Source organism: Stutzerimonas azotifigens DSM 17556, from assembly GCF_000425625.1.
GTDB classification, from domain to species: domain Bacteria; phylum Pseudomonadota; class Gammaproteobacteria; order Pseudomonadales; family Pseudomonadaceae; genus Stutzerimonas; species Stutzerimonas azotifigens.
Genome location: NZ_AUDU01000016.1, coordinates 60,920 through 74,062 on the forward strand (window position 1 = coordinate 60,920; position 13,143 = coordinate 74,062).

A 13,143-nucleotide genomic window follows, 5' to 3' on the forward strand; every position below is an offset into this window, starting at 1 on the left:
CCTGGCACACGGCATGGACCATCCCGCCGAGCGCCCAGAACTAGATGGGGCGATTTCGCTTATGAGGGTTAGTCGACAGAACCGAAAGCCTGGCCGGAGCCTTTGATGTAATCAGTGAGCTTGTCTTCTCCTTCGGCTGTCACGGACTGCGCTGACTCACTGAACCGGGCCATTCAAACGCGAGGGTCACTCCACCGCGATCCACACCGGGCAGTGGTCCGACGGCTTGTCCATGGCGCGGATGTCGTAGTCGACGCCGGCGTCGCGCACGCGTGCCTGCAGCGCCTCGGTGGTCAGGATCAGGTCGATGCGCAGCCCTCGGCGCGGGTCGTCCTCGAAGCCGCGGCTGCGGTAGTCGAACCAACTGAAGCGGTCGGCCACCTCCGGGTTGAGGGTGCGGAAGCTGTCGTGCAGGCCCCAGTCGGTCAGCCGGCACAGCCATTCGCGCTCCTCGGGCAGGAAGCTGCACTTGCCGGTGCGCAGCCAGCGCTTGACGTTGGCCTCGCCGATGCCGATGTCGCAATCCTGCGGGGAAATATTGAAGTCGCCCATCAGCGCCAGCGGCTGGTCGGGGGTGAAGCGGTTCTCCAGCAGCGCCTGCAGGTCGGCGTAGAACTTGGTCTTGGCCGGAAACTTGACCGGGTGCGCGCGGCTTTCGCCCTGGGGGAAATAGCCGTTCATCACCACCACCGGCTGGCCGCCGCGGTCGCTGAAGCGGCCCCAGATGAAGCGCCGCTGGGACTCTTCGCCGTCCTCGGGGAAGCCCTTGTGGATCTCCAGCGGCGCCTCGCGCGAGAGCAGGGCGACGCCGTAGTGGCCCTTCTGCCCGTGGTAGTGGACGTGGTAGCCGAGCGCCTCGATCTCCGCCTGGGGGAACTGGTCGTCGGATACCTTGGTTTCCTGCAGGCCGATGACGTCCGGCTGGTGCCGTTCGATCAGCGCCTGGAGCTGGTGCGGCCGGGCGCGCAGGCCGTTGATGTTGAACGAGACGATCTTCATGGGCGCATCCGCGAGACGAAAAGCGCCAAGTCTACTGGCACCTGCGGTCGTCGGCGACCCTGGCCGCGTGGCGGGCCCGCCGGGCCGGTGCTAACGTGCTGGTGAGTCACGACGAAAGCGAGAGAGCCATGAGCGAGCCGGCGCAGGTGCGGATCATCGACAGCGGCTACGAGCGGGAAACCCGCTCGCTTCTCTATCACGCCTACCGGCACGAGCCCACCTTCGCCTACCTGTTCGAGGCCGACCGACCGGGCTACGACCACCGGGTCCGCGCGACGGTGCGCGAACTAGTCAAGCAGCATTTCCTCCAGGAGCAGCCGGCGCTCGGGCTGCTGCTCGACGACCGCCTGATCGCCGTGGCGCTGATCGCCCCGCCGCAGCGGCGGCTGGACGTCACCGAAAGCTGGGCCTGGCGCATGCGCATGCTGCTGTCGGCCGGTTTTCGCTGCACCCGGCGCTACCTGGACTACCACGCCGCGGTGCTCGGCTGCCTGCCGCCCGGGGCCTATCACGTGCTGCCGCTGATGGGGGTGCATCCGCGCTACCAGGGCCGGCACTACGGCGAACAGCTGCTCGAGGCGCTGCATGACTGGTGCGCCGACGACCCCCACTCCGAGGGGCTGGTGATCGACACCGGCAACCCACGCTATCTGAACTTCTACCAGCGGCAGGGCTACCAGGAGCTTGGGCAGATCGCCGTGGGCCCGGTGGTCGAGCACCTGTTCTTCCATCCGGCGCCGGCGCGGGCCAGGCAGGCGCAGGGCTGACGTCGGACACGGCGAATTTTTGCGCCGGTCCGGCAGTCAGACGCCTGGACCCGTGAGAGCAGCCCCCGCTGCCCAGAGACCGGCCGTATTTTTTCCGCGCCTGGCAGACCGCGATCCAGCACCTCCTGCCAGCCGCTCTGGTAGCATTCGACGCCATGCATTCAACGAACACGCGTGCCGCGGTCTTCCTCGGCGTCATGGTGCTGTCGGCGTCCGCCGCGCGAGCCGCCGAGCTCGAGGTGCGGATCACCCCGGACAACGGCGCCCTCAGGGAAAACGTCGAGAACTACATCGGTGCGCTCGGCGATCGAGACAGCCGCGAGCTGCTGCGCTACAGCCGCGTCGCCGAGGAGCAGGCGCGCAAGGCGCTGCAGGCGCTGGGCTACTACCAGAGCGAGATCGACAGCGACGTGACCGAGGGCCAGAACCCGCGGCTGGTGCTGGTCATCCGCGCGGGCGAGCCGGTCCGGCTGCGCAACGTCGAGGTGCGCGTCGAAGGGCCGGCCGCGAGCCTGCGCGAGTTCCGCGTGCCGCACCGGCAACTGCGCAGCGGGGCAGTGCTCAACCACGGCACCTACGAGGACGTGAAGCTGCAGCTGCGCACCCAGGCCTCTCAGTACGGGTTCTTCGATGCGCGCTTCACCCGCCAGCGGCTGGCCATCGATCCGCAGGCGAATGCCGCCGACGTGGAACTGGTGTTCGACAGTGGCCGGCGCTATCAGCTCGGCGAGGTGCGCTTCGAGGGCGACACCCCGTTCGAGGAGAGCCTGCTGGCACGCATGGTGCCGTTCGAGCAAGGCGTGGCCTACGACGCCGAATACATCGCCGAACTCAGCCAGAACCTGCAGTCCAGCGGCTATTTCGAGGGCGTGCGGGTCGACGCCAACCCCACCGAGGCGATCGACGGCAAGGTGCCGGTGGTGGTCCACCTGAGCACCCGCGAGCCGCGCACCTTCGGCCTTGGCCTCGGCTACTCCACCGACGTCGGCCCGCGCGTGCGCTTCGACTGGACCCGTCACTGGGTCAACCCGCAGGGGCACAGCTACGGCGCGGAGATGGAGCTCTCGGCACCGCGGCAGAACGTCGGCCTGTGGTACGAGATTCCGCTCGACCCGCCGCTGACCGACCAGTTGCGCTTCGTCGGCGGCTACCAGTACGAGGAGATCGCCGGTACCGATTCGCTCAGCCGCCTGCTGCAACTCGGCCCGGAATGGCACAGCCGATTGGACAGCGGCTGGGACCGGGTGCTCTCGCTCAAGTGGATGCGCGAGGAATACCGCCTCGGCGACGACTCCGGGCTGGCCACGCTGCTGATGCCGGGCGTGGCCTTCAGCTACCTGCAGAGCGACAGCCGCATCGACCCCAACGAGGGCTACCGGCTGCGCTTCGAAGTCGCGGTCGCCAAGGACGGCCTGTTGTCGGACGCCGACCTGATCCACGGCAACGTCCTGCTCAAGGGCCTCACCACCCTCGGGCGCCGCCACCGTTTCCTCGGCCGGGTGCAGGTCGGCGCCAACCTCACCGACGAATACACCGCGGTGCCGCCCTCGCTGCGCTACTTCGCCGGCGGCGACCAGAGCGTGCGCGGCTACGAGTACCAGCACCTGTCGCCGACCAACTCGGACGGCGACTTCATCGGCGGCCGCTACCAGTTCACCGCCAGCGCCGAATACCAGTACTCGTTCGCCGAGAAATGGCGCATCGCCACCTTCGTCGACCAGGGCAACGCCTTCAACTCGCTGTCGGCGCCGAGCCTGCAGACGGCCGTCGGTTTCGGTGTGCGCTGGGTGTCGCCGGTGGGCCCGCTGCGGGTCGATCTCGCCCATCCGCTGGACGGTGACGGCGGTATTCGCCTGCACTTCTCGATGGGGCCGGAGCTGTGAGGCGAGCGCTCGGGATCGCCGCGGCGCTGTTCGCGTCCCTGCTGGCGTTGCTGCTGGCAGTGCTGTTCGTGGCCGGCACGGGGCTGGCCCTGGTGCTCGGCACCGAGGGCGGCAGCCGCTGGGTGCTGGCGCGTGTGCCGGGGCTGGAGCTGAGCGGCTTCCAGGGTCGCCTGGGCGGGCGCTGGCAGGCCGAGCGGCTGGTCTGGAGCCAGGACGGGCAGCGCGTCGAAGTCGATTCGCCGGTGCTGCAGTGGTCGCCCGGCTGCCTGCTGCAACTGACGCTGTGCATCGACGAACTGCTGACCGGTGACATTCGCCTGGACTTTCCGCCGCGGCCGGAGGACCCGGCGGCGGCCGACGAGCCGTTCAGCCTGCCGGACGTCCGGCTGCCGCTGGCGATCCGTGTCGACCGTCTGGACATCGGCACGCTCGATTTCAACGGCACGCAACAGTTGCGCGACCTGCAATTGGTGGCCCGGTGGCGCGCCGAGGGGCTGGACATCGAGCGGCTGACGGTCGAGCGCGACGACCTGTCCGCCACCTTCGACGGCCGGCTGCTGCCCAGCGGCCAGTGGCCGCTGACGCTCGACGGGCAGGCGCTGGTGCAGGTGCCCGGGCAGGAGGCGCTGAACCTGGAGATCGCCGTCGAAGGCGACCTGCGCGAGCGCCTGCGGCTCGCCGTGGACAGCGACGGCTATTTCACCGGCCGCCTGGCCGGCCACATCGAGCCGCTGGACGAACGGCTGCCGGCCACCCTGCAGCTGACCAGCGAGGCCTTCAAGGCGCTGCCGGACCTGCCCGACACCCTGCGCCTGGAGCAGCTCGAGCTGACCGCCAGCGGCAACCTGGCCGACGGCTACCGGCTGCTCGGCACCGGCCAGCTGCCGGGTACGGGCGGACCCGTGCGGCTGGCGCTGCAGGGCGTGGTCGACCAGGCCGGCGCGGTGCTCGATACCCTCGAACTCGACGCCGGACGCAACCGCTCGCTGCGCCTGGAAGGACGCGCCGGCTGGGAGGAAGGGATCGAGGCCCACGCGCAGCTGGCCTGGCAGGCCTTTCCCTGGACCTGGCTCTACCCCGAGATCGACGAGCCCCCAGTCACGCTGCGCCGGGCGACAGCGGAGATCGACTACGACGACGGCAACTACCTGGGCCACTTCGATGCGGCGCTGAGCGGTCCGGCCGGCGATTTCACGCTCGCCAGCCCGGTGAGTGGCGACCTGGGCAGCGTCAACCTGCCGCAGCTGCAACTGGTGGCGGGGCAGGGAAGCGCCAGCGGCAGTGTCGGCGTCAGGTTCGCCGACGCCTTGAGCTGGCGCGCCGACCTGGCGCTCAGCCGGCTCGATCCCGCCTACTGGGTCGCCGAGCTGCCCGGGCAACTGGGCGGCACCCTGAAGAGCACCGGCTCGCTGGCGGACGGCGCACTGCAGGCCCACGCCGACCTGGCGCTGGACGGGCGACTGCGCGGCCAGCCGACCACCCTGCGCCTGCAGGCCGACGCCGAAGGCGAGCAATGGCGGCTGCCGCTGCTGAACCTGCAGGTCGGCGACAACCGCATCCAGGGCAGCGGGCGCTGGGGCGACAGCCTTGAGGCCAGGCTGGAGCTCGCGCTGTCGCGTCTCGGCCAGCTCTGGCCGGGGCTCGAGGGCCAGCTGTCCGGCGAACTGACCGCCGCCGGCACGCCCGACGCGCCGCGCGGGCGCCTGGCCCTGAACGGACAGTCGCTCGGCTTCGACGGCAACGGCGCGCGGGCGCTGCAGCTGAGCGCGACCCTCGACGGCGGCGAACGCCTGGCGCTCGACCTGTCGGGCGAGGGCCTGCATGCCGGCGAAACCGACCTGGGCACCCTCAGGGTAAACGCCGACGGAACGCAGAAGGCGCATCAGGCCAGCCTGCAGTTGCAGGGGCCGACAGCGAACGTGGCGCTGGGCCTGAGCGGCTCGCTCGCCGAGGATCTGTCCTGGCGCGGGCGGCTGCTGCGCGCGACCCTCGAGGCGGTCGACCAGCGCTGGGCGCTGCGCGAGCCGGCGGCCATCACCCGGCGCGCCGACGGGCGCCTGGACCTGGCCGCGCACTGCTGGATATCCGATCCGGCCAGTCTCTGTGCCGACGACCAGCGGCTGATGCCCGAACCGCAACTGCGCTACCGTCTGCGCGATTTTCCGCTCGCACGCCTGGCTGCCTACCTGCCCGAGGACTTCGCCTGGGACGGCGAGCTGAATGCCGATCTCGACCTGCAACTGCCGGCCGCCGGGCCGAGCGGCAAGGTCAGCGTGGACGCCGGCCCGGGCACGCTGCGCATGCGCGAGGCCGACCACTGGATCGATTTCCCCTATGCCACGCTCGCGCTGGACGCCGACCTGGCTCCGGACCAGGTGAACGCCGACCTGGCGTTCGAAGGTGGCGAGCTCGGCGAACTGGCGGTCAGCGCGCGGATCGACCCGCGCGGCGAGGCCAAGCCGCTGGAAGGCACCTTCCGCCTAAGCGGCCTGAACCTGGCGGTGGCGCGGCCGTTCGCGCCCCAGGTCGAACGGCTCGAAGGCGCGCTCGACGGCAGCGGGCGCCTGACCGGCACCCTGACCGAGCCCCAGGTGCTCGGCCAGCTGGAGCTCAGCGGCGGGCACATCGGCGGCGGCCAGCTGCCGACGACATTCGAGGACCTGCGTATCGCCGTGAACATCGAGGGCGAGTCGCTGGACATCGACGGCGACTGGCGCAGCGGCGAGCAGGGGCGCGGCCGCCTGAACGGGACGCTGGCCTGGCAGGAAGCGCTGGACCTGGACCTGCGCATCGCCGGCGAGCGCCTGCCGGTGGTGGTGGAGCCATACGCCGAACTCGAGGTGGAGCCGGACGTGCGCGTCACCTTCGGCGGCGGGCGCCTGGCCGTCACCGGGCGGGTCGAGGTACCGCGCGGCGATATCAGGGTGCGCGAGCTGCCGCCGTCCACCGTCGAGGTGTCGGAGGACGCCGTGATCATCGGCGAGGAGGCCGGGCCGCAGGCGCAGCCGCTGAACATGGAAATGTCGGTGGACGTGGTGGTCGGCGAGGACCGGCTGAATTTCTCCGGCTTCGGCCTGACCGCACAGTTGCGCGGCTTCATGCACATCGGCAACAACCTTGATACCCGAGGCGAGCTGAACCTGGTCAACGGACGCTACCGGGCCTACGGGCAGCGTCTGAACATCCGTCGGGCGCGGCTGCTGTTCACCGGCCCGGTGTCGCAGCCATTCCTCGACATCGAGGCGATCCGGCGCATCGAGGAGGACGACGTGATCGCCGGCATCCGCATCACCGGCAGTGCCGCGCAGCCGCGCACCGAGGTGTTCTCCGAGCCCACCATGAGCCAGGAGCAGGCGCTGTCCTACCTGATTCTCGGGCGGCCGCTGGGTGCCGATTCCGGCGACAGCAGCCTGCTGGCGCAGGCCGCGCTCGGGCTGGGGCTGGCCGGCGGTTCGCGGCTCGGCGGTGGGCTGGCCTCGCGCCTGGGCATCGAGGACTTCCAGCTGGACACCCAGGGCAGCGGCGACGAGACCAGCGTGGTCGCCAGCGGCCGGCTCACCGAGCGCCTGTCGCTGCGCTACGGCGTCGGCGTGTTCGCCCCGGCCAACACCATCGCGCTGCGCTACCGCCTGACCCGGCGGATCTTCCTCGAAGCGGCGAGTGGCCTGGCCAGTTCGCTGGACATCTTCTACCGGCGCGATTTCTGAACGGCGGCCGTGGCCCGGCCGGGGCGAAGGCGATTGAACGACGACGGTTCCTGCGTGTTAGCATCCCGACGGCCGTTCGTCCGGCGCCCGTGCAGCCCCGCGGACGGCGGCCAAAACCCGTGGCAGCGCGTCGCGAGCGCCTGCCACCGGCCACCGGCATGCGATCCAGCGGTGGCCGGCCACCGGCTCGGGCCCGACGACATCCCGGAGGGCCCGGAATTTCCGCGCCCCACAGGGCCTTCAAGAACAACAAGGACCCGACATGGAAACCCTGAACAACCTCGTCAATGCGATCAACGGCCTGGTCTGGGGGCCGCCGATGCTGGTGCTCATTCTCGGCACCGGCCTGTTTCTCATGGTGGCGCTCAAGTTCATGCCGCTGGCGCGCATCGGCACCGGCTTCTCGCTGATGTGGCGCGGGCGCGCGCCGGGGGACAGCGAAACGGGCCAGATCAGCCCCTTTCAGGCATTGATGACCAGCCTGGCGGCGACCGTCGGTACCGGCAACATCGCCGGCGTGGCCACGGCGATCTTCCTCGGCGGCCCGGGCGCGCTGTTCTGGATGTGGTGCACCGCGCTGGTGGGCATGGCCACCAAGTACTGCGAAGTGGTGCTGGCGGTGCACTACCGCGAGAAGGACGACCGCGGCGAACACGTCGGCGGGCCGATGTTCGCCATCCGGAACGGGCTGGGCAAGCGCTGGGCCTGGCTCGGCGTGCTGTTCGCCATCTTCGGTGGCCTGGCCGGGTTCGGCATCGGCAACATGGTGCAGGTCAACAGCATGGCCCATGCGCTGGAGACGACCTTCTCGATTCCGATGTGGCTGACCGGCCTGGGCACCATGGTGGTGGTCGGGCTGGTGATCCTCGGCGGCATCAAGCGGATCGGTAAGGTGGCCGCTTCGCTGGTGCCCTTCATGTGCCTGGCGTACATCATCGCGGCGCTGGTGGTGCTGGTGGTCTACGCCGAAGCCATTCCGGCGGCCTTCGCCCTCGTCTTCGAATATGCCTTCTCGCCGATCGCGGCTACCGGCGGCTTCGCCGGGGCGGCGGTGATGGCGGCGATCCGCTACGGCGTCGCCCGCGGCATCTTCTCCAACGAGGCGGGCCTGGGCACCGCCGGCATCGCCCAGGCGGCCGGCACCACCACCAGCTCGGTGCGTTCGGGCCTGATCGGTATGCTCGGGACCTTCATCGACACCATCATCATCTGCTCCATGACCGGCCTGGCGATCATCTGTACCGGGGTGTGGACCAGCGGCGAAAGCGGGGCCGCGCTCTCCGCGGCGGCCTTCGAGGCGGCGATGCCGGGGCTCGGCGGGGCCATCCTGACGGTCGCGCTGGTGATCTTCGCCTTCACCACCATCCTCGGCTGGAGCTACTACGGCGAGAAGTGCTGGGAGTTCCTCGTCGGCACCAAGGCCATCTGGCCGTTCCGGGTGATCTGGGTGCTCGCCGTGCCGTTCGGCGCCATCGCCCAGCTCGATTTCGCCTGGCTGCTGGCCGACACGCTGAACGGGCTGATGGCGATCCCCAACCTGGTTTCGCTGCTGCTGCTCAGTCCCGTGGTGATCAAGCTGACGCGCGAGTACTTCGCCCGTACCTGAACCGTGATCTTTCGCGCCGTCGCCGACGGCGCTCCGACAAGCGAGGAGTCAGACATGACCGAAGTAACCCACCGTGGCAACCCGATCCAGGTGATCGGCGAGTTCCCGCAGCCCGGCAGCCAGGCCAGGCCGTTCCGGCTGGTCGCCGGCGACCTGTCCGACGTCGGTCTGGAAGCCTACGCCGGCAAGCGCAAGGTGCTGAACATCTTCCCAAGCATCGACACGCCCACCTGCGCCACCTCGGTGCGCAAGTTCAATGCCCAGGCCGACAAGCTCGACAACACCGTGGTGCTGTGCATTTCCGCGGACCTGCCGTTCGCCCAGGCGCGCTTCTGCGGCGCCGAGGGCCTGAGCAACGTGATCAACCTGTCGACCATGCGCGGCCGCGAGTTCCTGACCGACTACGGCGTGGCGATCGCCAGCGGGCTGCTGGCCGGCCTGGCGGCGCGTGCGGTGATCGTGCTCGACGAGCAGGACAGGGTGCTGCACAGCGAGCTGGTGCCCGAGATCGGCAAGGAGCCGGACTACGAGAAGGCGCTGGCCGCGCTGTCGCGCTGATCCCACACGAGGTGTCGTGGACAAACGGGCCGAAAGGCCCGTTTTTCGTTTCTGGCGACGGAAAAGTATCGCCGGTCCTCCCGCCGTCTATCGGTGTCAATTAGCAAATCCACCTGGCGCCCGCTAGCTTGGCTTCCGAAGCCGTATTTTCGTCACCACCCGGGCAGGGTGACGATTCAATGGCAGAAGGCCAGGCTTTGCAGTGGACGACAAAATCTTTTCACACGGCTGCGGTCTCAATCGCAATGCCTATTCAGGAATGGATTCGCTATGCCTAGTTCTGTCAAACGCGTCGGCGTATCCGGCACCGGCATGATTGCCCACGCTTTCGTGCGGCTGATCAAGAACCACTACCGTGACATCGAGATAACGCGAGTACTCACGCGGCGGCCCTTCAACACGCTCGGCGACTTCCCCCTGGCCGACGCGCTCACCCATTCGATCGATGACCTGGTGGATCACGCAGACCTCATCGTCGAGTGCAGCGGCGACGTCTTCCACGGCACCGAGGTGATCGAGCGGGCCTTCCAGGCCGGTTTGCCGGTGGTGACGGTCAATGCCGAGCTGCAGGTCACGACGGGCTCCTACCTCGCCGGCAAGGGCCTGCTCACCGAGGCGGAAGGCGACCAGCCGGGCTCGCTGGCGGCGCTCCATGAAGATGCCGTGCAGATGGGCTTCCGGCCGTTGGTGTACGGCAACATGAAGGGTTTCCTGAATCATCATCCGACGCCCGAGGAGATGGCCTACTGGTCCAGGCGCCAGGGCATCAGCATCGAGCAGACGACGTCCTTCACCGACGGCACCAAGGTCCAGATCGAGCAGGTCGTGGTGGGCAACGGGCTGGGCGCGACCATCACGCGCCAGGGCCTGGAGGGCCTGGCCTCGACCAGCCTGAACGACACCGCCGACGTGCTCGGGCTGATGGCCGAGCGCACCGGCCAGCCGATCGTCGACTACGTGGTGCCGAGCGGCTATCCCGCCGGTGGCGTGTTCCTCGTCTGTCGCCACGACGAGGAGCAGGCGCCGGCCATCCAGTACTTCAAGCTCGGCGCGGGCCCCTACTATGTGCTGGTCCGTCCGTTCCACCTCTGCTCGCTGGAAGTCGGCAAGACGGTCCGCCGCGTGCTGAACGGCGGCGGGGTGCTGCTGAACAATTCCACCCAGCCGACGCTGGGCGTGGCGGCCATCGCCAAGCACGCGATGAAGGCGGGCGAGCTGATCGAGCGCGGCATCGGCGGCTACCAGTTCCGCGGGGAGGCGATCCGCCTGGCGGACAATCCCAACTACGTGCCCATCGGCCTGCTGCGCAAGACCGCGCTCAAGCGGGCGGTGGAGCCGGGCCAGCTGATCACCTTCGACGACGTCGACATCCTGCCCAGCCGCGCGCTGGACATCGTCGACCTGCAGCGGCACGGGCTGCTGCAGGCGGAGAGGGACCCGGCTCGGCGCCAGGCCGATACGCTGGTGTCGTTCCCCCTGGGGGCGGTGGCCGCGGCGAGCGGTTGAGCTGAGCACGCTGGCAACCCGGAAAGGCCGCGAACGCGGCCTTTTTCGTGGGCGGCAGAAGGTGGCCGCCGGCTGGATAAGAAAGGCTCGCGCTTCAAGACCCCACAGCGCTCATCGCCCCGAGGCCGGGCCTCCCGCAAAGGCAAGCGCTGCCCGCCGGCGCCTGTGGGAGGCCGCTCCCGTTCCGGACGGGCTTGCGGCATTCACCCCATCCCTGTGGATTGCGTGCCCTCGCGGCGACGTCGCCAGCCGGGGCGCGTCTCGGGCGAGCTCTCAGGCCGTGCCGGGCTTTTCCCTTCTCCCCCGGGAGAAGGTGGGCGCAGGTCGGATGAGGGAGGATTCGCGCACAGGGACTGGGCGTCTCCTCGTTCCTACGGCAAGCGGCCGTCTCGACCGCGATCTTCGCTTGGGATGCCGTCGCAGGCAGCGCTGCCGCGCCCCTCTCCCAGCTGGAGCTCACACGCGCTTCATCGACCAGTAGCTGCGGCGGAACAGGTCGCGCTCCCCGAGCGCCAGGATGCCGCTCATGAAGGCCACCAGCGCCAGGCCGATGTACAGGCAGAGCTCGATGAACCCCTCGGGCTTCGGCAGGTAGTGCAGCCCGACGCCGAGGCAGACGGCCACCGCCAGCCAGCGCGCCAGCACCGGAATGCCGAGCCCCGCCGGCGATACCCGGTAGACGAACAGGCCCATCGCCAGCGCCTGTACCACGGCGCCGACGGAGAACGCGACCGCCAGCCCCTCGGCCCCGTAGGGCCGCAGCAGCGCGGCGTCCAGGCCGATGGTCAGCGCCGAGCTGGCGAGCATGATGCCGAGGAACGCCCGCGCCCGATGCTGGGCGAGCAGGGCGCGGCCCCACAGCAGCGCCAGCCCCATGGCCGGCAGGCCGGCGGCGTAGGCGACCACCAGTGAGGCGGTCGCCTCGGTCTGCGCGCTGCCGAACTGGCCGCGCTCGAGCAGCACCGCCACCACCGCCTCGGGGAAGGAGCACAGCACCACCGCGGCGGGCACCAGGAATAGCAGCGTCGCCAGCAGCCCCTTGCGGACCACAGCCGCGTGCCCCGCATGGTCATGGGCGTTCCAGCTCTCGGTGAACTGCGGGAACAGCACCGAGAGGATCGACATTGCATAGAGCGTCAGCGGGATGGTGACGATGCGGAAGGCGAACGACAGCATGGTGATGCTGCCTTCCTGCAGGAACGAGGCGAACATCCGCTCGGCCAGGATGCACGCCTGCTGGGCGCCGGCGGCCAGCAGCACGGGGGCGAAGGCCAGGCCGAATTCGCCGCCGCGGCCGCGGGTGTCGACGCTCGGCGCGCGGTTTAGATAGCCGATCCGCTGGTGCTGCACGAGGATCAGCGCCACCTGCGGCACCAGCATGCCGACGAAGATCACCATGCCGCTGGGCTCGAGCAGCAGAATGCCGACGATGGCGCCGGCGTTGAGCAGCATGGTGCGGGTCATCGGCATGACGAAGACCTTGTCCATGTTCAGCAGGGCGCCCTGGCAGTAGAGCACCGCCTGCACGGCGATCAGCAGCACGCCGACGGCGAACACCGGCTGCCCGGCGCTGATCTGCGCCGGCGTCCAGCCGGGCGCCAGGGTGTTGAGCAGCCAGTAGCTGCCGGCGATGGCCGCCACGCAGACGGCGACGCCCATCCAGGCCACCCGCCAGTAGAGCCAGCGGCCGACCGCCTGGAACAGCGCCTCGGACTGCCCGCGCAAACGCTGCAGGTAGGGAATCATGGCGTCGCGCAGCGCCAGGCCGAGGAAGTTCTCGAAGAACAGCGGCAGGATCAGGGCGACGAAGATCAGGTCGGCTTGCCAGCTGAGGCCGAAGGCGCGGGCGATGAACAGGTCACGCAGGAAACCGAGGAGAAAGCTGGCGACGGTCAGCGCCAGGATGATCAGCGATGCATTCATTCCATGATTCCGAGTGCAAGTCGAACACCGACGGGCACCCCGTCTGTGGCAGGATGCCCGGCATCGACCGCTGCGGGCGATGCGAACGGCAGTTGTTGCGGCACGGCAGCGTCCGTTTCGACGTGCATGACCTCAGCGGCTCCGCCGATCTGCGCCGGGGCCGCGCTCAATAGACTGGCCGCCCGGCGCCAGGT

At 69.4% G+C, this 13,143-nt stretch carries 8 protein-coding genes; 6 read left to right on the forward strand and 2 right to left on the reverse strand.

The genetic code is table 11. The annotated features are described in order from the left end of the window. Window positions 1–186 precede the first annotated feature (186 nt). Window positions 187–999 carry an exodeoxyribonuclease III gene (xthA, locus tag H610_RS0100290; RefSeq protein WP_028237860.1) on the reverse strand — a complete coding sequence of 271 codons (813 nt, stop codon included), beginning with the start codon at window positions 997–999 and terminating at the stop codon, window positions 187–189. 128 nt (window positions 1,000–1,127) lie between these two features. On the opposite strand from xthA, the gene H610_RS0100295 reads away from it, so the two are divergent. The 6 genes from H610_RS0100295 to H610_RS0100320 all read left to right on the forward strand — a co-directional run bounded on the left by H610_RS0100295 (window position 1,128) and on the right by H610_RS0100320 (window position 11,026). Next, window positions 1,128–1,766 (forward strand): GNAT family N-acetyltransferase, encoded by a 639-nt coding sequence (locus H610_RS0100295; protein ID WP_028237861.1) that lies wholly within the window; start codon window positions 1,128–1,130, stop codon window positions 1,764–1,766. Between the two features lie 155 nt (window positions 1,767–1,921). Beyond that, window positions 1,922–3,649, forward strand: coding sequence for an autotransporter assembly complex protein TamA (locus H610_RS0100300; protein WP_028237862.1), 1,728 nt, complete (start codon window positions 1,922–1,924; stop codon window positions 3,647–3,649). Then, window positions 3,646–7,356 carry a translocation/assembly module TamB domain-containing protein gene (locus tag H610_RS0100305; RefSeq protein ID WP_043237264.1) on the forward strand — a complete coding sequence of 1,237 codons (3,711 nt, stop codon included), beginning with the start codon at window positions 3,646–3,648 and terminating at the stop codon, window positions 7,354–7,356. Before H610_RS0100300 ends, H610_RS0100305 begins: the two co-directional genes overlap by 4 nt. A 262-nt stretch (window positions 7,357–7,618) precedes the next feature. Beyond that, window positions 7,619–8,962, forward strand: coding sequence for an alanine/glycine:cation symporter family protein (locus tag H610_RS0100310; RefSeq protein WP_028237864.1), 1,344 nt, complete (start codon window positions 7,619–7,621; stop codon window positions 8,960–8,962). Window positions 8,963–9,016: 54 nt separating this feature from the next. After that, window positions 9,017–9,520: a thiol peroxidase gene (gene tpx / locus H610_RS0100315; protein ID WP_028237865.1), complete on the forward strand. Its 504-nt coding sequence runs from the start codon at window positions 9,017–9,019 to the stop codon at window positions 9,518–9,520. A gap of 312 nt (window positions 9,521–9,832) precedes the next feature. Beyond that, window positions 9,833–11,026: an NAD(P)-dependent oxidoreductase gene (locus tag H610_RS0100320; protein WP_043237266.1), complete on the forward strand. Its 1,194-nt coding sequence runs from the start codon at window positions 9,833–9,835 to the stop codon at window positions 11,024–11,026. A gap of 456 nt (window positions 11,027–11,482) precedes the next feature. Here the strand turns inward: H610_RS0100320 and murJ are convergent, their stop codons facing one another. Beyond that, window positions 11,483–12,949: a murein biosynthesis integral membrane protein MurJ gene (gene murJ, locus H610_RS0100325; protein ID WP_028237867.1), complete on the reverse strand. Its 1,467-nt coding sequence runs from the start codon at window positions 12,947–12,949 to the stop codon at window positions 11,483–11,485. Between the last annotated feature and the right edge of the window lie 194 nt (window positions 12,950–13,143).

What these genes read in the sequence shown, in the direction of transcription:
- murJ (WP_028237867.1), bottom strand. Translation starts at nt 12,949, where the DNA reads ATGAATGCATCGCTGATCATCCTGGCGCTGACCGTCGCCAGCTTTCTC.
- H610_RS0100300 (WP_028237862.1), top strand. Translation starts at nt 1,922, where the DNA reads ATGCATTCAACGAACACGCGTGCCGCGGTCTTCCTCGGCGTCATGGTG.
- H610_RS0100310 (WP_028237864.1), top strand. Translation starts at nt 7,619, where the DNA reads ATGGAAACCCTGAACAACCTCGTCAATGCGATCAACGGCCTGGTCTGG.
- xthA (WP_028237860.1), bottom strand. Translation starts at nt 999, where the DNA reads ATGAAGATCGTCTCGTTCAACATCAACGGCCTGCGCGCCCGGCCGCAC.
- H610_RS0100320 (WP_043237266.1), top strand. Translation starts at nt 9,833, where the DNA reads ATGATTGCCCACGCTTTCGTGCGGCTGATCAAGAACCACTACCGTGAC.
- H610_RS0100295 (WP_028237861.1), top strand. Translation starts at nt 1,128, where the DNA reads ATGAGCGAGCCGGCGCAGGTGCGGATCATCGACAGCGGCTACGAGCGG.
- tpx (WP_028237865.1), top strand. Translation starts at nt 9,017, where the DNA reads ATGACCGAAGTAACCCACCGTGGCAACCCGATCCAGGTGATCGGCGAG.